We start from the raw sequence: 20,746 nt of genomic DNA on the forward strand, positions 1-20,746 counted from the left end.
ATGTCTAAATCTATTACTCGATCCAAGCTGGCCCTGCGTGGCTGGCAAATCTCGCTGCTCATCGTCATTCTGGCTGCCTGGCATTTCTTCACGCTGGACCCCAAAGTGGCTTTCTTCTTTGGACAGCCACTGGAAGTGGTCAAGGTGATCTGGGCCTGGTTCGTCACCAATGGTGATATTTACCTGCACCTGGGCGTGACCCTGAGCGAAACCCTGCTGGCCTTTGCCATTGGTACGATTGCCGGTTTGGCTTGCGGTCTGTGGCTGGGGCTTTCGCCCCGCGCAGCGGCCTTGCTGGACCCGTACCTGACAGCGGCCAACTCCATGCCTCGCGTGATTCTGGCGCCTATCTTCGGCATGTGGTTCGGCCTGGGTATCTGGTCCAAGGTTGCCTTGGCAGTGACGCTGGTGTTCTTTATCGTGTTCTTCAACGTGTATCAGGGTGTGCGTGAAGTCAGCTCCACGCTGCTGGATAACGCCCGCATGTTGGGTGCCAGCCGTCGTCAGTTGCTGCGCCATGTCTACATTCCTTCGGCTACGAGCTGGGTGTTTTCCAGCTTACACACATCGGTCGGTCTGGCCTTTGTGGGGGCTGTGGTGGGGGAATACCTGGGTTCAGCGAGTGGGGTCGGTTATCTGATCCTGCAGGCAGAGGGCACGCTGGATGTGAATACGGTGTTCGCCGGTATTGTGGTGCTGACCGTTTTTGCGCTGATTCTGGATGGTCTGGTCAGTGTGTTTGAAGATCGCCTGCTGGCCTGGCGGCCTCAGGGTGGCGGTACTGAAAAGCTCTGATCGTATGCCTGAGCAAGTCATCGACTAGTTTGGCTATGCGTTGAAAAACCGGCTCCTGCTTCAGGAGCCGGTTTTTTTTTATGCTTGCCCTTCGTAGTAGGAGCAAGGAAACAGTTAGGCACTTAAATAGATAGAAAAAGATCCGGGAATGCAGGGGCATGCTTTTTCCGTGTGATAGCAGTACCGACAAAATGCTATAGAAAAAGGCCGTACCGCGTGATCGGTGGGTTCAAGCAGTCTCAATACATCGTGGTTTTGTTGTCAGACAAACGGAGATGGAGAGTTGAACATGGAAAAAAAGCATGATTACAACGCAATCGGCAGCATATACGAGGAGTTCAACCGAACCTCACCCGCCCGCTTGGCGGAGGTGGCAACCGTGGAGCAATTGCTGGGAGACGTGAGCGGCAAGTCTGTGCTGGATCTGGCCTGTGGCTATGGCTTCTTTGGGCGTGCTGCTTATGAGCAGGGCGCAGACAGGGTGGTGGGGGTAGATATCTCGGAGAGCATGATTAATCAGGCCAAGGAAATTTCCCGACAACAAAACGAAGATATCGAGTTCCGGGTGGGAGATGTATTGGAAATGGGTGTGATCGGGCAGTTTGACCGGGCCATTGCGGCTTTTCTGTTCAATTACGCACGCTCGGTGCAGGAGCTGGAGCAGATGTTTCAGGCGGTGGCGGATAACCTCAAACCCGATGGTCGTTTGGTGGCTTACACCGTGAACCCGGACTTTCAACTGGGAAAAGAGGATGTGGCCAAGTACGGTTTGAAAGTGCTGACCGAGGAACCGTACCACGAGGGTTTTCGGCATACCGCCCATTTCAATGTGGGGCCACCGATCCAGTTTACTTATCATCGCTGGGGCAAGCAGCACTATGAAGCTGCTCTGAAAAAAGCAGGCTTTCGATCTTTTCGCTGGCAAGCGCCGCTTGTTACCCGGCAGGCACTGGACGCCTATCCGCCCGGTTTCTGGGATAACTATGGATTGAACTGTCCCCAAATCAGCTTGTTGTGTGAGCGCTGAGAGAGGATGTAAATGCTGTTTTAGAAGAGGTGATAAGCGAAACCCGAGCAGGGTGTAGATCACTTTTCAGGAAGAGGGCGTTTTTTGGGGCTTTGCATGGTGCAAAGCCCCTTTCTATATCGCTATGGCCCGGGACTCAAGCCTGCTGGCGTGCCTGCTGAATCAGGGCGTCCAGTTTGATACCGTCAGCGGTGAACTGGCGTATGCCTTCGGCCAGCTTTTCAGTGGCCATCGCATCCTGGTTCAAATCCGTACGGAAGGTGATTTCATTGCTGGCCCGCCATTCTGGCGCAACGGCCTTGGCGCGGGCTACATCCAGCATGGCAGGAACTTCACCCTGGGCTGCATCCAGCTGGCCCAGCAGATCCGGGCTGATGGTCAACAGATCGCAACCAGCCAAGGCCTTGATCTGGCCGATGTTACGGAAGCTGGCGCCCATGATCTCCGTGGGGATGTCATAGGTTTTGTAGTATTCGTAAATGCTGCGTACCGAGCGCACGCCGGGGTCGTTCTCGCCCTGATTGGCGCTTTCGTCCCAGTCCTGACCGGCAGTCTTCTTGAACCAGTCGTAGATACGGCCCACAAAGGGCGAGATCAGGGTGACTTTGGCCTGAGCGCAGGCAATGGCTTGCGGCAGACAGAACAGAAGGGTCAGGTTGCAGTTGATGCCTTCCGCTTGCAGCGTCCGGGCGGCCTGAATGCCTTCCCAGGTGCTGGCCAGTTTGATCAGCACGCGTTCGCGGGCGATACCGGCTTTTTCGTAATGCTGGATGATGTGGCGGGCGCGCTCGACGCTGGCCAGGGTGTCAAAGGACAGGCGGGCATCCACTTCGGTGGAGACGCGGCCGGGCACAATGTCCAGAATCTGGCGGCCAAAGGCAACCAGCAGCAAATCGCTGGTTTCAGCCAGGCTGGCGTTGGGGTGGTCGGCGATGACGCGATCGAGCAAGGGGCGATAGGCCGCCTGCTGGACAGCCTTCAGAATCAGGGAAGGATTGGTTGTTGCATCGGTAGGGCGATACGCGCGCATCGCTTCAAAATCGCCCGTGTCGGCCACTACGGTTGTGCACTGGCGCAGAGAGTCAAGCTGAGTAGTCATGTCTGTTACTAGTCCATCGCAAAGCCATCAAACCAATCGATTACTGTAGTCGATTTCCCATGGTTTCGCGCCTGATTTCAGTGTTATTGCCGAGAAACTACCGGAAGATGGCTGTTTGAGCATATAATCAGAAGGTTTAATATTAATTTCAGAACCGGGGTTTTTAACGTGCTGCCGTCTTTATTTCCTGAGGAGTCCCGCACTATCACTAGTGCTATCCTAGCCCTGGCGGATGGAACCCTATTCAAAGGGGTATCAATCGGTGCCGAGGGGCACTGTGTTGCTGAGATCGTTTTCAATACAGCCATGACGGGCTATCAGGAAATCCTGACAGACCCAAGCTACAGCGGTCAGATTGTTACGCTTACCTATCCGCACATCGGTAATACCGGTGTCAATCCAGAGGACTCCGAATCCACCAAAGCCCATGCTGCCGGGCTTGTTATTCGCGATTGTCCCGCTCGCCTGTCCAACTTCCGCTCCACCCAGTCTTTGCCTGACTACCTGAAAGCTCAGGGCGTTGTGGCTATCTCGGGTATCGATACACGCAAACTGACCCGCATCCTGCGCGAAAAAGGCTCCATGGGCGCCTGCATTTTCGTGGGTGACGATGCCGAGCGTGCGCTGGAACTGGCTCGTTCTTTCCCTGGCCTGAAAGGTCAGGATCTGGCCAAAGTGGTCACCACCGATAAATCCTACGACTGGTCTGAAGGTTCCTGGGAATTGGGTCAAGGCTTTGGGAAGCCTGCAACAGACCGCTTCCACGTGGTGGCCTACGACTTTGGCGTCAAGGCCAACATCTTGCGTTTGATGGCAGACCGTGGCTGCAAAGTTACCGTCGTGCCTGCGCAGACACCTTTGGCGGATGTGCTGGCTTACGAGCCAGATGGTGTGTTCCTGTCCAACGGCCCTGGCGATCCGGAGCCTTGCGATTACGCCATCGAAGCCTGCAAGGGCTTGCTGGAGCGCAAGCTGCCTGTGTTTGGTATTTGTCTGGGTCATCAGATTCTGGGTCTGGCCGTCGGTGCCAAGACCTTGAAAATGAAGAATGGCCATCACGGTGCCAACCACCCTGTGCAAGAACTGGCCAGTGGCCGTGTGTTCATCACCAGCCAGAATCATGGCTTTGCGGTGGATGCCACAACCCTGCCAGCCAATGCCAAGGTTACGCACATCTCTTTGTTCGACCAGAGCCTGCAAGGCTTCGAGTTGACAGATCGCCCCGCGTTTTGCTTCCAGGGTCACCCCGAAGCCACTCCCGGCCCGCGCGATATTGCCTCGCTGTTCGACAAATTCATCAGCCTGATGGCTGCTCACCAGGCCAATAAATAAATCGCACTATGCCAAAGCGTTCAGACTTAAAAAGCATTCTTATCATTGGCGCAGGCCCGATCATCATTGGTCAGGCTTGTGAATTCGACTACTCGGGAGCTCAGGCGTGTAAGGCCCTGAAGGCCGAGGGTTACCGGACTGTGCTGGTCAACAGCAACCCGGCCACCATCATGACTGACCCGGATACGGCCGATGTGACCTACATCGAGCCCATTACCTGGCAAGCGGTCGAGAAAATCATTGAAAAAGAGCGTCCCGATGCGCTCTTGCCCACCATGGGCGGCCAAACCGCGCTGAACTGCGCGCTGGATCTGGCCAAGCATGGCGTGCTGGAAAAATACGGTGTCGAGCTGATCGGTGCCAATGCAGCCGCCATTGAAAAAGCGGAAGACCGCCTGAAGTTCAAAGACGCCATGACGTCCATTGGTCTGGAGTCCGCCAAGTCCGGCGTGGCCCACTCCATGGACGAAGCCTGGGCGGTTCAAAAGCGCATTGCGGAAGACATCGGCACAGCCGGTTTCCCCGTGGTTATCCGCCCCAGCTTCACGCTGGGTGGTACAGGCGGTGGTATCGCCTACAACCCGGAAGAATTTGAAACCATCTGCCGCCGTGGTCTGGAGGCATCGCCTACCAAAGAGCTGCTGATTGAAGAGTCGCTGCTGGGTTGGAAAGAGTTTGAAATGGAAGTCGTGCGCGACCGCGCCGACAACTGCATTATTGTGTGCTCCATTGAAAACTTGGACCCCATGGGTGTGCACACCGGTGACTCCATCACCGTGGCTCCTGCCCAAACCCTGACCGACCGCGAATACCAGATCATGCGTAATGCATCGATCGCCGTATTGCGTGAAATCGGTGTGGATACCGGTGGCTCGAACGTACAGTTTGCGGTGAACCCCGATAACGGTCGCATGATCGTTATCGAAATGAACCCACGTGTGTCTCGCTCCTCGGCCCTGGCTTCCAAGGCAACTGGTTTCCCTATCGCCAAGATCGCTGCGCGTCTGGCCGTGGGTTACACCCTGGACGAGCTGCTGAACGAAATTACCGGTGGTGCTACCCCCGCTTCGTTCGAGCCCACCATCGATTACGTGGTCACCAAAGTGCCACGTTTCGCCTTCGAGAAATTCCCTCAGGCCGACTCGCGTCTGACCACCCAGATGAAATCCGTGGGTGAAGTGATGGCCATTGGCCGCACTTTCCAGGAATCCTTCCAGAAAGCCCTGCGTGGCCTGGAAGTGGGTGTAGATGGCCTGAACCAGAAAACCACCGACCGCGAAAAACTGCAGGTCGAGCTGGGCGAACCCGGTCCAGAGCGTATCTGGTACGTGGGCGATGCCTTCGCTCAAGGTCTGACTCTGGACGAAGTTCACAACCTGACCAAGATCGACCCCTGGTTCCTGGCCCAGATCAAAGAGATCGTGGACATCGAACTGGCTCTGGAACAAAAGACGCTGGCCGATCTGGACCGCGACACCTTGTTCGGTCTGAAGCGTCGTGGTTTCTCCGACCGCCGTCTGGCTTTCTTGCTGGATACCGTGGAATCGGAAGTGCGCAAACTGCGTCACCAACTGAACGTGCGTCCTGTCTACAAGCGTGTGGACACCTGCGCGGCCGAGTTCTCCACCGATACGGCCTACATGTACTCGACCTACGAGGAAGAGTGCGAATCCAATCCTACGGACAAGAAGAAGATCATTGTTCTGGGTGGTGGTCCTAACCGTATTGGTCAGGGTATCGAGTTTGACTACTGCTGCGTGCACGCTGCGCTGGCATTGCGCGAAGATGGTTACGAAACCATCATGGTCAACTGCAACCCCGAAACGGTTTCTACCGACTACGACACTTCCGATCGTCTGTACTTCGAGCCTCTGACTCTGGAAGACGTGCTGGAAATCGTCCACATCGAAAAACCAGTGGGCACCATCGTTCAGTACGGTGGCCAGACTCCTTTGAAATTGGCACGTGCTCTGGAAGCCAACGGTGTACCTATCATCGGTACCAGCCCGGAATCCATTGACGTGGCCGAAGACCGTGAGCGCTTCCAGAAGCTGCTGACCAAGCTGGGTCTGCGTCAGCCGCCAAACCGTACCGCCCGTACCGAAGGCGAAGCCATTTCTCTGGCTGCCGAAATTGGTTACCCACTGGTGGTGCGCCCAAGCTACGTGCTGGGTGGCCGTGCCATGGAAATCGTGCATGAACAGCAAGACCTGGAGCGCTACATGCGCGAAGCGGTCAAAGTCAGCAATGACTCGCCTGTGCTGCTGGATCACTTCCTGAACAACGCCACTGAAGTCGACGTGGATTGCCTGGCCGATGGCGAGCGCGTCTTTGTGGGCGGTGTGATGCAACACATCGAGCAGGCAGGTGTTCACTCCGGTGACTCCGCTTGCAGCTTGCCTCCTTACTCGCTCAGCGACGAAACCGTAGCTGAAATCAAGCGCCAGACTGCACTCATGGCCAAGGCCTTGAACGTGAAGGGCTTGATGAACGTACAGTTCGCCATTCAGGACGGTGATGTTTACGTGCTGGAAGTGAACCCACGTGCTTCGCGTACGGTGCCTTTCGTCTCCAAGGCGACTGGTTTGCAGTTGGCCAAGATTGCGGCTCGTGCCATGGCCGGTCAAACCCTGACCGAACAAGGTATTACCGAAGAAATCACGCCTCCTTACTACAGCGTGAAAGAAGCCGTGTTCCCCTTCGTGAAGTTCCCTGGTGTCGACACCATTCTGGGACCTGAAATGAAGTCCACCGGTGAAGTCATGGGCGTGGGCACCTCGTTTGCCGAAGCCTTCGTGAAGTCGCAGATGGCTGCCAGCGTAACCCTGCCTACAGGCGGTCTGGCCTTCATCAGCGTGCGTGGCCAGGACAAACCACAAGCAGTTGAAGTGGCTCGTGGCCTGATCTCGCTGGGCTTCAAGGTTGTGGCTACCCGCGGTACCGCCGCCGCTATCGAACAGGCTGGTCTGGCTGTTCAAGTGGTGAACAAGGTTACCGAAGGTCGTCCGCACATTGTGGACATGATCAAGAACGGCGAAGTTTCTCTGGTCATCAATACGGTTGAAGAGCGTCGCAACGCTATCGTTGATTCGCGTACAATCCGTACACATGCGCTGGCTGCCAACCTGGCCTACTACACCACCATTGCCGGTGCGGTAGCGGCTGTTCAAGGCCTACAGTATCTGCGTCATGGCGATGGCTTGAAGGTTTACGCGCTTCAAGAGCTGCACGCTCTGCTCGCGAAACACTAAGTCGTACCATGCCAGAAAGGCGCACCTAAGTGGTGCGCCTTTTTTTGTTCTTGCATCAACAAGACCAAGCCGTCGTATTGGGGCAGCATGCAGGCTACAGCCTGTCAGGCGTAGAAGTTTTCTTCTTTGGAGATCATGTCGTGAAATGGTTCATTCTTGCCTTATTCATTGTGTGCACGATTGTGGTGCACTTCAGGGGTCGAGTCAGGCACCGGTTTTCCCGCCAGTTGCTGGACCATTCCACCTTCACGGCACCTCTGAACGTCTTCATGTACGGTTTTTCGGCAGTACCGAACGAGCCGTATCTTGATCTGAAGCATTTTCCCGAGCTGAACAAGCTGCTGGAGCACTGTGACGAAATCCGTGCCGAGGCCGAGCAACTGTTTGGCGAAGGACATATCAAGGCTTCCGACAAGTACAACGATGCGGGCTTCAACTCCTTCTTCAAAACCGGCTGGACGCGTTTTTACCTGAAGTGGTATGACGCCGACCACCCCTCAGCCCGCGAGCTGTGCCCGGTGACGACCAATCTGCTCAAGGATATTCCGTCCATCAAGGCGGCCATGTTTACCTCCTTGCCGCCGGGTGCCCGTTTGCCGCGTCACCGCGACCCTTATGCCGGTTCGCTGCGTTTTCACATGGGCTTGATGACGCCAAACAGCCCGGATTGCTACATCGACGTAGACGGCCAGACCTACTACTGGCGCGACGGTGAAGCCGTGGTGTTTGATGAGACCTTTATTCACTACGCTGAAAACAAGACCGATCAAAACCGTATCATCCTGTTTGCCGACGTAGAGCGCCCCATGCGTTACCGCTGGGCGCAGACTATTAACCATGCGGTGGGTGGATTCTTGTTGCGTGCGGCAGCCGCTCCCAACCAGGAAGGCGACCGCACGGGCGGTATCAATCGTATTTTCGGTACGGTTTACGCCGTGCGCCGCTTCGGCAAGGCGATCAAGAAAAAGAACGAAACCCTGTACTACATCCTCAAATGGATTTTGGTATTGGGTATCGCTGCCTTGATCTTCCTGTAAAGCGCGGCTGACAATGCAAACCGTCTTTATCACCGGTGCCAGCAGCGGTTTGGGTAAAGCCCTGGCCCAGGAATATGCGGCTCAAGGGGCCAGCCTGGGTTTGCTGGGACGGCGTCAGGAAGAGCTCCAGGCACTGGCCGACAGCCTGCCCGGCGAGCATCGTATTTACGTTGCAGATGTGCGTGACAGAGACGCTTTGCATCAAGCTGCCCAGGATTTTTTACAGTTCACGGGGCAAAAGATTGATGTGGTTATTGCCAGTGCAGGCATCAGCGCTGGCACCTTGACGGAAGAAACCGAAGACTTCGCTGTCTTCAAAGCCATTGTGGATACGAATCTGCTGGCTATGGTGGCGACCTTCGAGCCCTTTATCGGCACCATGAAAGCGGCAGGCGAGGGCACTTTGGTGGGTATTGCCAGCGTGGCAGGTATTCGTGGTTTGCCCGGCGCGGGTGCTTACAGTAGCTCCAAGGCAGCAGTAATTGCGTATTGCGAAAGCTTGCGTCTGGAGCTATCGCTACACGGCGTATCCGTTGTCACCATTACCCCCGGCTATATCCGCACGGCCATGACGGCGCATAACCCATACTCCATGCCGTTCCTGATGCCTGCCGAGGACTTTGCCCGCAAAGCCCGCAAGACGATAGAGCAGGGCATTTCCTACCGGGTGATTCCTTGGCCGATGGGTATTGTGTCCCGTCTGATGCGTCTGCTCCCCAATTGGCTCTACGACCGCCTGGCCCGTGGGGCACCGCGCAAACCGCGTTTGAGGAAAGACTCCTGAGCTTGCCTGGAAACAGGCCGCTTAGCGTTGCTCGTCCAGCGCCGTATTCAGATGTGGTAACTGCCCCCATTGCGTACAGGTCCAGTTCAAGGCTGCATCAATGCTGAAGAAGTTCAGGCTGGTATTCAGAATTGCGTGAGTGCGTTTCGCATTTAGCGGCTGCTGGTTCAGCTTGCGCCAGACCATATCAATAACGCCACCGTGTGCAAAAACCAGCAGGTTCTTGCCTGCATTCTGCTGGGACAGTTCTTCAAAGCAGCTCAGTATCCGCGTCTGGAACTGGCGTAGCGACTCACCACCTTCTACTGCGTAGTCGATATCCACGGTGTCATCTGGCTGGTCCGGGCCGTGGCGACCGGCAGCATCCCATGCCTGGCCTTCCAGTGTTCCAAAGCCGCGCTCACGCAGTCCTTGGGTTTGTTGAATCTCAATATCCCAGTGCTGACAGGCTATTGCTGCCGTTTCCGAGGCGCGTTGCAGATCACTGCTGATGACGGCGTTCACAGGCATGTGAAATGCCGGGGAGCTTAAATAGCTTTGCAGGGCACGGGCCTGCTCGCGGCCGGTCTCGTTCAGTTCTATATCCTGCCAGCCTTGTAAACGGCGTACGGCATTCCAGGCGGTTTCACCGTGACGGATCAGACAAATAGACGTACTCATGCTCGCAACCATCATTCAGGTAAGGGATCGGACCGCCATAGGCAGGCTGATTGTCTATTGTAATCGGCCAGTCAAGAGCAGGCAGATAGAGAGGGTATATACCGCATATAGCGCGAGCATCGACGCTAAAAGGCGGTCTGAAACCTCTATTGCTTAGACCTGTGTTGGGGTTTACCGCGTACTGCCTTATTTTCAGGTGCCTTGTTGAGTCTTTCACGTTTAAAATCATGCCTCAACGAATCAGCCAGTGAACTATTGCCTGCTGCGCTGCCGTATATCGAATTCAGCTGTATTTCTTTATTCCTTTTCTGGAACCCCCTATGTCTCAGTCTTACTTTCCGCGTTGGCGCCGTGTATCCGGCAGCGAACCCGGTGCGGTTGTGCAGCCCGACGAATGTCTGGCCACGCCGCAAAACATTGCCATGGGCGCGCAGCATGTGGTGGCCATGTTTGGCTCCACCATTCTGGCCCCCCTGTTAATGGGTTTTGATCCCAATCTGGCCATTTTGATGTCCGGTATTGGGACGCTGATTTTCTTCGTTTTTGTGGGTGGCCGTGTTCCCAGCTATCTGGGTTCCAGCTTTGCCTTTATCGGTGGTGTGATCGCCGTAACCGGTTATGCCGGTAGCGGGCCCAATCCCAATATCGGCGTGGCTTTGGGAGCCATTATTGTCTGCGGTCTGGTCTATACGCTGATTGGTGTGCTGGTCTGGGTGTTCAATGCCCGTACTCAGGGCGGTGCGGCGCGTCTGATCAACCAGTGGATGCCTCCCGTCGTTACCGGCTCGATTGTGGCCGTGATCGGTCTGAATCTGGCACCGATTGCAGCCAAAGGCGCCATGGGTAGCGGCACGTTTGATTCCATGATGGCTTTGATGACTGTGCTGTGTGTGGGTGGTATTGCGGTCTACACCCGTGGGGTGGCCCAGCGTTTGCTGATTCTGGTGGGTCTGGCCCTGGCCTGCGTGCTGTACTGGGTCTTTACTAACGTCATGGGCTACGGCACTCCGATCAATTTTGCTCCCGTTGCGGCGGCGGACTGGCTGGGTCTGCCCAGCTTTGCAGCGCCTGTGTTCCAGGCTCACGCCATGACGGTGATTGTGCCGGTGGCCATTATTCTGGTGGCCGAGAATCTGGGCCACATCAAAGCGGTTAGCGCGATGACCGGGCAGGATCTGGACGGTTACCTGGGTCGCGCTTTTGTGGGTGACGGTGTTGCCACCATGTTGTCCGGCTCGGTAGGTGGCACAGGTGTGACAACTTACGCTGAAAATATCGGCGTGATGGCGGCAACCCGTATCTATTCGACGCTGGTGTTTGCCTTTGCTGCCGTGATTGCGATTTTCCTGGGCTTCTCGCCCAAGTTTGGCGCTGTCATCCAGTCCATTCCCGGCCCGGTGCTGGGTGGCATGTCTATTGTGGTGTTTGGTCTGATCGCCATTGCTGGTGCCCGTATCTGGGTGGTCAACCAGGTGGATTTCAGCGATAACCGCAACCTGCTGGTGGCTGCCGTGACCTTGATTCTGGGGGCAGGTAACTTCTCCTTGCAGTTTGGCGTGATCCGTCTGGATGGTATCGGTTGTGCCACCTTTGGTGCCATCTTGCTGCACGCCTTGTTGCGAGGTCGGGGCCAAAGCCGGGCCTGATTCGCTCAAGGCTGATCAATACTGGCCTGGGCTATAAAGGCCCAGCCAGTATCCGCATGACTGCTTGTGACAGACGGTCTATCTGGCAGGTTTCTGTCTTTTTGTACAGGGGTTTTAGGGGCTTGCTATTTTCAGGCAGTTTGCCGACAATAGATCTCACACCCCGGTTCTTCGCGGGGTTTTTTTCTGCCGCAGAATTCTTCTGTGTCAGAAAAGCCATATTGGGGCAGCCGGCAGGTTTGGCTTGAGCAGTGTGTTTGAATGTACGCTGTAGGGTCAGCAAGACTTTCAAGTCGGCCGATTCAACCTGTTTGATTGTTTGCCCCATCATCGTTATCCCCCTATTTTCCAGGCGCTCCTGCTACGGAGCGTCTTTTACTTGTTGAGCAGGAATACTATGTCTGCGATCCCATTGACTGCGCAGGGCGCACAACGTTTGCAAGTCGAATTACACCGCCTCAAGACGGTGGAACGCCCGGATGTGATTAACGCCATCGCTGAGGCGCGTGCTCAGGGCGATTTGTCCGAGAATGCGGAATATGATGCCGCGCGCGAGCGCCAGGGCTTTATTGAAGGCCGGATCAGCGAACTGGAAGGCACTTTGTCCAATGCCCAGATCATCGAACCCGCAACGCTGGATGCCGAAGGCCGTATCGTGTTTGGTGCCACGGTCGAGATCGAGGACCTGGAGTCCGGTAACACCGTGACTTACCAGATCGTGGGTGATGTTGAAGCCGACATTCGTGCCAACAAGATCTCTATTTCCAGCCCTGTTGCTCGTGCCCTGATTGGCAAGAGCGCTGGTGATGTGGTTGAGGTGAAGGCACCGGCCGGTATTCGTGAATACGAAATCCTGACCATCAACTACGTTTGATGCCGCCTCAAACAGCAGGCCTGGCCTGCTGTTGATGCAAGCGCGCAAAAGAAAGGCCCCTGTACATTGTGCCGGGGCCTTATAATTTACGGCAGTTTAGCGTTTGCCCGAACCGCCCAGTCCGCGACGAGCACCGGCCCGCAAGGACATGGCGCTGCCAGGACGGTTGGTGTTGCTACGTGGAGCAGCAGCCGGTTTGACCGACGAGAATTTCTGAAGGCTGCGTGGAGCGGCCGACGCTTTTTTCTCTTGGGTGCTAGTGCGTTCTGCTTTCATTTCCGCACGGCGGGCACGTTCTGTGCTGCGAGTACGCTGGACACCAGAGGCAGCCAGTTTTTTGGGTGTGTAGGGCTCCGAGGCCTTACGCACGGCACGGGTAGGTTTTTCAGGCGCTCCCATCAAGACTGGGGGGCGTTCAATATTGGGTCTGTAGATGGTCAGGATTTTGCCCAGATGATGAATAGGGGCAGCATCGAGCGCATCGCAGATTTGTTCTAACATGGTCAGACGGGCCTGACGGTCATCACCGGCCACACGGATCTTGATGAGCTGGTGAGCCTGCAGGTGGACGGTGATTTCTTTGAGCACCGCCTCGGTCAGGCCATTGTCTCCAATCAGGACAACTGGGCGCAGAGCGTGAGCAGCAGCACGAAGGTCGCTGCGCTCATGAGGTGTAAGGTTGAGTTTTGGCATAAAGAGATTGTACGGGAATGGCCAAGAAAAAATTCTCTAAAGAGTGGGTTCAGCAGCATATAAATGACCCTTACGTCAAATTGGCGCAACAAAAAGGGTATCGCGCGCGTGCGGCCTTCAAACTCAGTGAAATATTGGATCTGGAGAAGATTCAGGTTCAGGGCAAGGTGGTGGTGGACCTGGGGTCTACGCCGGGTAGCTGGTCGCAGTTAATTCGGGAACGCATGGTCGGTCACGGCGGCGTGCTCAATGGCCGCATTATCGCACTGGATATCCTGGAAATGGAACCCATTGCCGGTGTGGAATTCATGCAGGGCGACTTTCGCGAGGACTCCGTCCTGGAGCAATTGCAAGAATCCTTAAAAGGTGCAGCCGTAGACCTTGTGATTTCGGATATGGCCCCCAACTTGTCTGGTGTGGCATCGGCTGATTCCGCCCGTATCCAGCATTTATGCGAGCTGGCACAGGAATTTGCCCTGCAGCATCTGACCGATGAAGGTGTGCTGATCGTCAAAGCCTTCCATGGAAGCGGGTTTTCCCAGATCGTGGAATCGTTCAAGCAGAATTTTGTCAGAGTCGTCGAGCGTAAACCCAAGGCTTCGCGCGATAAATCCGCCGAGACCTTTCTTGTTGCCCGAGGCTTGAAGGGCAGGTAATTTATGACTTGCCGGTCTTCGAATCGGGTAGAATGAACTATGTATGGCGCTTGTTCAGCTATGTGTAAGCATAGTGGGCAAGTTATCGCAATCGCAGGAGATTGGCTTTGAACAATTCGTTTTCCAAAGTCGCGATCTGGATGGTTATTGCGCTGGTGCTGTTTACTGTTTTCAAGCAGTTTGACGGCCGGCCACCAGCCACTGATGGCGTCACTTACACACAATTCATGAATGATGCCCGCTCCGGCCGCATCAGCAAGGTAGATATTCAGGGCGATACCCTGCATGTCACGCCGGATTCTGGCCGCAGCTACTCGCTGACGTCCCCCGGTGACCTGTGGATGGTGCCTGAACTGGTGAAATCCGGTGTGCAGGTATCGGGCAAAGCCCGCGAAGAGCCTTCCTTCCTGACCAGCCTGTTCATCTCCTGGTTCCCCATGCTGCTCTTGATTGGCGTGTGGGTGTTTTTCATGCGTCAGATGCAAGGTGGTGGCAAGGGTGGGGCATTCAGCTTCGGTAAATCGCGTGCGCGTTTGCTGGACGAGAACACTAACCCAGTTACCTTTGCCGACGTTGCCGGTTGCGACGAAGCCAAGGAAGACGTACAGGAACTGGTGGATTTCCTGCGTGACCCGACTCGCTTCCAGCGTCTGGGTGGCCGTATCCCCCGCGGTATCCTGATGGTCGGCTCGCCCGGTACTGGTAAAACCTTGCTGGCTCGTGCTATTGCTGGCGAAGCCAAAGTACCTTTCTTCAGCATTTCCGGTTCCGACTTCGTTGAAATGTTTGTAGGTGTGGGTGCTTCCCGTGTTCGCGACATGTTCGAGACCGCCAAGAAGCAATCGCCTTGCATCATCTTTATCGACGAAATTGACGCCGTAGGCCGTCAGCGTGGTGCTGGTCTGGGCGGCGGTAACGACGAACGCGAACAGACTCTGAACCAGTTGCTGGTTGAGATGGACGGTTTTGAAACCGGCCAAGGCGTACTGGTCATTGCTGCTACCAACCGTCCTGACGTTCTGGACCCCGCTTTGCTGCGTCCTGGTCGTTTTGACCGTCAAGTGGTTGTCGGCCTGCCTGATATCCGTGGTCGCGAGCAGATTCTGAAAGTACACATGCGCAAAGTGCCTTTGGCTCCCAACGTGGACGCCGTGGTGCTGGCTCGTGGTACGCCTGGTTTCTCCGGTGCTGATCTGGCCAACCTGGTTAACGAAGCGGCCTTGTTCGCTGCGCGCCGTAACGGCCGCACCGTGGATATGCAGGACTTTGAACGCGCCAAGGACAAGATCATCATGGGTGCAGAACGCCGCACCATGATCATGCCCGAGGAAGAGCGTCGCAACACCGCTTACCACGAAGCCGGTCACGCTCTGGTGGCTTGCATGCTGCCCAAGACTGACCCGGTTCACAAAGTCACCATCATTCCTCGTGGTCGTGCTTTGGGTGTCACCATGCAATTGCCGGAAGGCGATCGCTACAGCATGGACAAAGAGCGCCTGTTGAACATGATTGCCGTGCTGTTCGGTGGCCGTATCGCTGAAGAAGTGTTCATGAATCAAATGACCACGGGCGCATCGAACGACTTTGAGCGTGCCACGCAGATTGCCCGCGACATCGTGACTCGCTACGGCATGACGGACTCCTTGGGTCCTGTTGTCTACGCCGAGAACGAAGGCGAAGTGTTTCTGGGCCGCAGCGTCACTAAAACGACGCACGTGTCCGAGGCCACCATGCAAAAAGTGGACTCCGAGATTCGCAAGATTATCGACGAACAGTACGCGGTTGCTCGCAAGCTGATCGAAGATAATATGGACAAGATGCATGCCATGGCCAAGGCCTTGCTGGAGTGGGAAACCATTGATGCCGACCAGATCGACGACATCATGAAAGGTTTGCCACCACGGGCTCCACACGTGCCCAACAGCAATGACAACACACCCTCCGATGGCTCTACGCCACCAGCCGCTGGTCCTAGCCCAGCCGATGACAAGGGTGCCGCGGCGACAACGCCGGTTGCTTAACTTACAACATAGGCCACGCCTATTTCATGAATTACCCTGAGTGGTCTTGTGGGCGCTTCCAGTTTGGGCTGGAGCGCCCTTTGGTTATGGGGATTGTGAATGTCACCCCAGACTCCTTTTATGACGGCAATACACACAATGATTTGCCTCGGGCGCTGGACCACGCCCGTCAATTAATCGCCGAAGGCGCAGACATTCTGGATATTGGTGGCGAATCGACTCGCCCCGGTGCCGAGCCCGTTTCTTTGGAACAAGAGCTTGAGCGTGTCATCCCTCTGATCGAGGGTTTGCGTGATAGCGGTGTGGCCTTGTCGGTCGATACCTTCAAACCTGAAGTCATGCGCGCCAGCCTTGCCGCCGGTGCGGACATGATTAATGACATCTACGCCTTGCGCATGCCCGGTGCCATCGAGGTCGTCAAGGACTCCAATTGCGGTCTGTGCATCATGCACATGCAAGGCGAGCCTCGCACCATGCAAGAGCAGGTTCACTACGATGATGTTGTCGTTGATGTACGTCATTTTTTGCAACAACGATGTGACGCCATAGTGAGCGCAGGGATTCAATCCGAGCGTATCATGCTGGATCCCGGCTTTGGCTTCGGTAAAACAGCGGCACATAATTATCAGTTGCTACGGGATTTGCAGCAGGCGGCAGTGCCTGGTTACCCCTGGCTAATCGGCTTGTCGCGCAAATCCATGATTGGCCATGTCACGGGGAAACCCGCCAGTGAGCGTTTGATTGGCAGTCTATCGGCAGCCCTTGCCTGTGTGGCACGGGGCGCAAAAATTGTCCGTGTCCATGATGTAGCCGCCACGCGCGAAGCGCTGGATGTGTGGAACGCGGTTGAATGTGGAGTCTCTGAATGAGCGATCGTAAGTATTTCGGCACCGATGGTGTCCGCGGTGAAGTGGGTGGTCCAACCATTAACCCCGAATTCGCCCTGCGTTTGGGTTACGCGGCCGGGCAGGTTCTGGCTGCCCAGTATGAAGGGACAGGTCGCCCTACCGTGGTGATTGGCAAGGACACGCGTATTTCCGGCTACATGCTGGAATCGGCGCTGGAAGCGGGTTTGTCGGCCGCCGGGATCGATGTTTTGCTGGCTGGCCCTGTGCCTACGCCCGCTGTGGCTTATTTGACGCGTACCCTGCGCCTGACGGCCGGTATCGTGATTTCCGCCTCGCACAACCCGTATTACGACAACGGTATCAAGTTCTTCTCGGCTCAAGGCACCAAGTTGCCTGACGAGATCGAGCTGAAAATTGAACAAGCCATTGACCAGCCCATGCATTGGGTGAAGTCCGAGTCCCTGGGCCGCGCGCGTCGTCTGGCTGACTCGGCAGGTCGTTATATCGAATTTTGCAAGAGCGCCTTCCCGAACGATTTGAACCTGAACGGGCTCAAGATCGTGGTGGATGCCGCTCATGGCGCGGCTTACAACATCGCTCCGCACGTGTTCCGCGAGCTGGGTGCAGAAGTTATTGCCGTGGGTGTTCAGCCTGATGGTTTCAACATCAATCAGGAAGTCGGTGCCACCTATCCCGAGAAGCTGGCTGAAGAAGTACGCAAGCACAGTGCTGATCTGGGCATCGCTCTGGATGGTGATGCAGACCGTCTGCAAATGGTGGATGCGCAGGGTCGTATCTACAATGGCGATGAACTATTGTATCTAATTGTTGCTGATCGCCTGCAGACTCAGCCCGTAAAAGGCGTGGTTGGCACGCTCATGACCAACCTGGGTTTCGAGAAGAAAATGCAGGAATTGGGCGTGGAATTTGCCCGCGCGAAAGTGGGTGACCGCTATGTGCTGGAATTGATGCAGCAAAAAGGCTGGGTCTTCGGTGGTGAAAGCTCGGGACACTTGTTGTGTCTGGAATGGCACACCACAGGCGATGGCATTGTGGCCGCCTTGCAGGTCTTGACTGCGCTGTGCCATAGCGGCAAGAGCCTGCCCGAATTGATGGATGGTTTGAAGATGTACCCGCAAATCATGGTCAACGTGCCTTTGCAGCCGGGCCAGGATTGGAAAAATCATGCAGGTTTGCAACAGGCTACCCAGGAAGTGGAGCAAATGTTGGGCGACCGTGGTCGAGTCCTTATTCGCGCATCGGGCACGGAGCCTAAGCTGCGGCTGATGGTGGAAGCGGAAGAGGCGGATCTGGCTCAAGCAGGTATCGATACCTTGCTTGCAGTGGATTTAATGAAATAGTAATGTGGCTATCAAATACCTGAAACATTGTTTGTGCATGATGCACGAAAGTGTTTGGAGTCATCACGATGCTAAATCTTGAGCGCGAACGTACTGAAGTGGATTGGGGAAATACTTGGGCAGGTCATACCGTTGGAGGCTTGGCCTTGCGTCTGGCTCGTACCCAGACAGAACTTGAATGCCTTCAGCGCTTGCGTTTTCAGGTTTTCACCCAGGAAATGAACGCCGTCTTTCCAGACCAGCATAATGGTCTGGATATTGATCGCTTTGATCCCTGGTGCGAGCATTTCATGGTTACCGAGCCCGAGGAAAACCGGGTTGTCGGAACCTACCGCTTGCTGACCCCTGAAAATGCCAATAAGGCGGGCGGCTATTACTCTGAGTCCGAGTTTGATATCAGCGCCCTGGCTGCATTGCGGCCCAGCCTGGTTGAGGTGGGGCGCTCCTGCATCCATCCCGATTACCGTAATGGCTCGGCCATCATGATGCTGTGGGGTGGAATTGCCGCCCTGACGCGTGTGGGTGGCTATCGCTACCTGCTTGGTTGCGCCAGCGTCAGCCTGCGTGACGATGGGGTCACTGCCGCTGAAGTGTGGCGTGTGGCTCAAAAGTCCATGCAGGACAATAAGCACATCCCGCATGTGCAGCCTTTGAATCGCTACCCGGTCGAACGCCTGAATAGTGATTTGCCAGCGCGTATTCCACCGTTGATCAAAGGCTACCTGAAGTTGGGAGCCACGATTTGCGGTGCGCCTGCCTGGGACCCGGATTTCAATACAGCAGACTTCCCGGTCTTGCTGGATCTGGAAGCCATGGACGAGCGCTACAAGCGTCACTTCGGCCTGGTCTGATTGCCAGTGGCGTAGTGCCAAGGGTGTGGGCTGAAACAAGGCCCTCAGATTAAAAAAGAACCCCCGAAAGTTGGATAGCTATCCAACTTTCGGGGGTTTTTTATGGTTTGATGGGCAGCAAGTCAGCAAGTCAGCAAGTTAGTAAGCAAACCTTGGCGATTCCAATGGGACCGGATCGCGAGAGCAGCAGCATCCTTGGGTTTCCTGTGCCTGAGCCGCATTACGCATCCCGAACAAGCTTAAGAAGCCGAGTCTGGCTCGGCATTCTTAGGCTATACAGGGCAGGGGCTTAAACCAGTTCCAGGCTGAACTCGTTCAGCTCGGTTTGCCAGGCCTGTACTTCGGCCAGCAAGGACGCCTGGGACAGAGGATGGCTAGCCATCCACTCATGATCCAGATGGATCTGGACGGTTTTGCCGCGCATTTGCAGGCTCAGTGGCAAGGTATCCCTGTCTTCACGACGGCGCATCAGCATGACGGCCAGGCGCAGGCTTAACAAGGTCAGCCACCAGGCGTTATTGCTTTCAAAGCGCTTGAGCTTGCCCAGCTTGCCCTGGTGACCCAGACTCAGGAAACTGAGCAGCATCTGGTCGTCGTTGGAAAAACCGGGCATATCAGCATGTTCCAGCACGTACGCCGTGTGCTTGTGATAGTCCGCATGTGCAATGCTCAGGCCCACTTCGTGCAGATCAGCGGCCCAGCCCAATTGGCGTTGCAGCTCTTGCACTTCTGGCGATTCAGGCAGCTTCAACTGCGCAAAAAACTGCATGGCGGCATCGTGTACACGATGGGATTGGCGCGTGTCGATCTGATAACGCTTCATCATCTGCTGAACCGTCTGGTCGCGCTGATCGTGTTCCGATTCGCGGCCCAGCATGTCGTAGAGCACCCCGACACGCAGCGCGCCCTCACCAGGCAGCATCTGGCGAATCTTCAGTTCCTGGAAGGCTGCCATCATGATGGCCAGACCTGCCGCCAGCACGGGCGCACGGTGCGGCTTGATGCCGCTGAGATTGCGCATGTCCACCTTGCCGTCGTGCACCAGACGTTTGCGCAGCAGCTCCATGCCTTCCAGCGTAATGCCCTTTTTGGACATGCCATTTTCTTGCAGGATGGCGATCAGGCCTTTCGCGGTACCGGAGGAGCCATAGGCTTCCTGCCAGCCTGTCTTGCGATACTGACGCGTAATGCCTTCCAGCTCGCGGCGGGCCGTCAGAATGGCATTGCTCATGCGCTCTTCGGTGATCACGCCATCGGAGAAGAATTTGTCGGTATAGCTGACACAGCCCATGTACAGGGAAGACAGCAGCAAGGGCTTGAGGCCTTTGCCAATAATGACTTCAGTCGAACCACCGCCAATATCAATCATCAGACGGCGATTGGGGGAGGGGGGCAGTTCGTTGCTGATACCGGAGAAAATCAGGCGGGCTTCTTCGTGGCCGGAAATGACCTCGATAGGAAAGCCAAAAGCTGCTTCGGCCGCAGGCAGTACTTCGCTTAAATTGCGGGCCACCCGAAAGGTGTTGGTGGCCACGGCGCGAACACGATTGGGGTGAAATCCAGCCAGACGTTCGTTAAAGCGTTTCAGGATGACTACCGCGCGTTCGATGGCATCGGGGCTGATGTACTTGTCGGGGCCCATGCCAGCGGCGAGTCGGACGGATTCATTTAGCCGGTCAATGGTGTAGATCTGGGCATGACCGTTGTGCTGAACCACTCGTCCAATGGATAAACGAAAGCTGTTGGAGCCCAGGTCCACAGCGGCAAGAAGTTGTTCCATGAGGCATCGCTCGGGATGATTACTGTGCGAT

Annotated in this window: 18 protein-coding genes; 13 read left to right on the forward strand and 5 right to left on the reverse strand. The window is 55.8% G+C overall.

Annotation, left to right across the window (positions count from 1 at the left end; translation table 11 throughout):
* Both JYG33_RS17955 and JYG33_RS17960 read left to right on the forward strand, forming a co-directional pair.
* Positions 1-795, forward strand: a complete 795-nt coding sequence (locus JYG33_RS17955; protein WP_207873485.1) for an ABC transporter permease — start codon at positions 1-3, stop codon at positions 793-795.
* A gap of 289 nt (positions 796-1,084) precedes the next feature.
* On the forward strand, positions 1,085-1,822 hold the full coding sequence (locus JYG33_RS17960) for a class I SAM-dependent methyltransferase (RefSeq protein WP_207873486.1): 738 nt from the start codon (positions 1,085-1,087) through the stop codon (positions 1,820-1,822).
* Between the two features lie 136 nt (positions 1,823-1,958).
* Here the strand turns inward: JYG33_RS17960 and tal are convergent, their stop codons facing one another.
* Positions 1,959-2,921, reverse strand: a complete 963-nt coding sequence (gene tal / locus JYG33_RS17965) for a transaldolase (protein WP_207873487.1) — start codon at positions 2,919-2,921, stop codon at positions 1,959-1,961.
* 225 nt (positions 2,922-3,146) lie between these two features.
* On the opposite strand from tal, the gene carA reads away from it, so the two are divergent.
* The 4 genes from carA to JYG33_RS17985 all read left to right on the forward strand — a co-directional run bounded on the left by carA (position 3,147) and on the right by JYG33_RS17985 (position 9,325).
* On the forward strand, positions 3,147-4,253 hold the full coding sequence (gene carA / locus JYG33_RS17970) for a glutamine-hydrolyzing carbamoyl-phosphate synthase small subunit (protein ID WP_207875938.1): 1,107 nt from the start codon (positions 3,147-3,149) through the stop codon (positions 4,251-4,253).
* Positions 4,254-4,261: 8 nt separating this feature from the next.
* Entirely contained in the window at positions 4,262-7,504 is a 3,243-nt protein-coding gene (gene carB / locus JYG33_RS17975; RefSeq protein WP_207873488.1) for a carbamoyl-phosphate synthase large subunit, read from the forward strand.
* A gap of 140 nt (positions 7,505-7,644) precedes the next feature.
* The gene (lpxO, locus tag JYG33_RS17980) at positions 7,645-8,541 is read left to right on the forward strand and encodes a lipid A hydroxylase LpxO (RefSeq protein ID WP_207875940.1); all 897 of its coding nucleotides are present in this window, start codon (positions 7,645-7,647) and stop codon (positions 8,539-8,541) included.
* Between the two features lie 13 nt (positions 8,542-8,554).
* Positions 8,555-9,325 carry an SDR family oxidoreductase gene (locus tag JYG33_RS17985; protein ID WP_207873489.1) on the forward strand — a complete coding sequence of 257 codons (771 nt, stop codon included), beginning with the start codon at positions 8,555-8,557 and terminating at the stop codon, positions 9,323-9,325.
* Between the two features lie 21 nt (positions 9,326-9,346).
* Here JYG33_RS17985 and JYG33_RS17990 read toward each other — a convergent pair whose 3' ends face one another.
* Positions 9,347-9,985 carry a histidine phosphatase family protein gene (locus tag JYG33_RS17990; RefSeq protein WP_207873490.1) on the reverse strand — a complete coding sequence of 213 codons (639 nt, stop codon included), beginning with the start codon at positions 9,983-9,985 and terminating at the stop codon, positions 9,347-9,349.
* 320 nt (positions 9,986-10,305) lie between these two features.
* Between JYG33_RS17990 and JYG33_RS17995 the strand changes: the two genes are divergently transcribed.
* The gene (locus tag JYG33_RS17995; RefSeq protein WP_207873491.1) at positions 10,306-11,631 is read left to right on the forward strand and encodes a solute carrier family 23 protein; all 1,326 of its coding nucleotides are present in this window, start codon (positions 10,306-10,308) and stop codon (positions 11,629-11,631) included.
* Between the two features lie 31 nt (positions 11,632-11,662).
* Here the strand turns inward: JYG33_RS17995 and JYG33_RS18000 are convergent, their stop codons facing one another.
* Positions 11,663-11,962 carry a hypothetical protein gene (locus tag JYG33_RS18000; protein WP_207873492.1) on the reverse strand — a complete coding sequence of 100 codons (300 nt, stop codon included), beginning with the start codon at positions 11,960-11,962 and terminating at the stop codon, positions 11,663-11,665.
* 66 nt (positions 11,963-12,028) lie between these two features.
* Between JYG33_RS18000 and greA the strand changes: the two genes are divergently transcribed.
* Complete coding sequence (greA, locus tag JYG33_RS18005) at positions 12,029-12,505, forward strand: transcription elongation factor GreA (RefSeq protein WP_207873493.1); 477 nt, start codon at positions 12,029-12,031, stop codon at positions 12,503-12,505.
* A 96-nt stretch (positions 12,506-12,601) separates the two neighbouring features.
* Here greA and JYG33_RS18010 read toward each other — a convergent pair whose 3' ends face one another.
* Entirely contained in the window at positions 12,602-13,198 is a 597-nt protein-coding gene (locus JYG33_RS18010) for a YhbY family RNA-binding protein (protein WP_207873494.1), read from the reverse strand.
* 17 nt (positions 13,199-13,215) lie between these two features.
* On the opposite strand from JYG33_RS18010, the gene JYG33_RS18015 reads away from it, so the two are divergent.
* The 5 genes from JYG33_RS18015 to JYG33_RS18035 all read left to right on the forward strand — a co-directional run bounded on the left by JYG33_RS18015 (position 13,216) and on the right by JYG33_RS18035 (position 18,935).
* Positions 13,216-13,854 carry an RlmE family RNA methyltransferase gene (locus JYG33_RS18015; RefSeq protein WP_207873495.1) on the forward strand — a complete coding sequence of 213 codons (639 nt, stop codon included), beginning with the start codon at positions 13,216-13,218 and terminating at the stop codon, positions 13,852-13,854.
* 107 nt (positions 13,855-13,961) lie between these two features.
* Positions 13,962-15,875, forward strand: a complete 1,914-nt coding sequence (gene ftsH, locus JYG33_RS18020) for an ATP-dependent zinc metalloprotease FtsH (RefSeq protein WP_207873496.1) — start codon at positions 13,962-13,964, stop codon at positions 15,873-15,875.
* 26 nt (positions 15,876-15,901) lie between these two features.
* On the forward strand, positions 15,902-16,744 hold the full coding sequence (folP, locus tag JYG33_RS18025) for a dihydropteroate synthase (RefSeq protein WP_194273438.1): 843 nt from the start codon (positions 15,902-15,904) through the stop codon (positions 16,742-16,744).
* Positions 16,741-18,084, forward strand: coding sequence for a phosphoglucosamine mutase (gene glmM, locus JYG33_RS18030; RefSeq protein WP_207873497.1), 1,344 nt, complete (start codon positions 16,741-16,743; stop codon positions 18,082-18,084). The genes folP and glmM overlap by 4 nt, the downstream gene beginning before the upstream one ends.
* A gap of 68 nt (positions 18,085-18,152) precedes the next feature.
* The gene (locus tag JYG33_RS18035; RefSeq protein ID WP_207873498.1) at positions 18,153-18,935 is read left to right on the forward strand and encodes a GNAT family N-acyltransferase; all 783 of its coding nucleotides are present in this window, start codon (positions 18,153-18,155) and stop codon (positions 18,933-18,935) included.
* 289 nt (positions 18,936-19,224) lie between these two features.
* Here the strand turns inward: JYG33_RS18035 and JYG33_RS18040 are convergent, their stop codons facing one another.
* Entirely contained in the window at positions 19,225-20,715 is a 1,491-nt protein-coding gene (locus tag JYG33_RS18040) for a Ppx/GppA phosphatase family protein (RefSeq protein WP_207873499.1), read from the reverse strand.
* Positions 20,716-20,746: the final 31 nt, after the last annotated feature.

The sequence above is a fragment of the Alcaligenes sp. SORT26 genome, assembly GCF_017377875.1.
Taxonomy (GTDB): domain Bacteria; phylum Pseudomonadota; class Gammaproteobacteria; order Burkholderiales; family Burkholderiaceae_B; genus Alcaligenes; species Alcaligenes parafaecalis.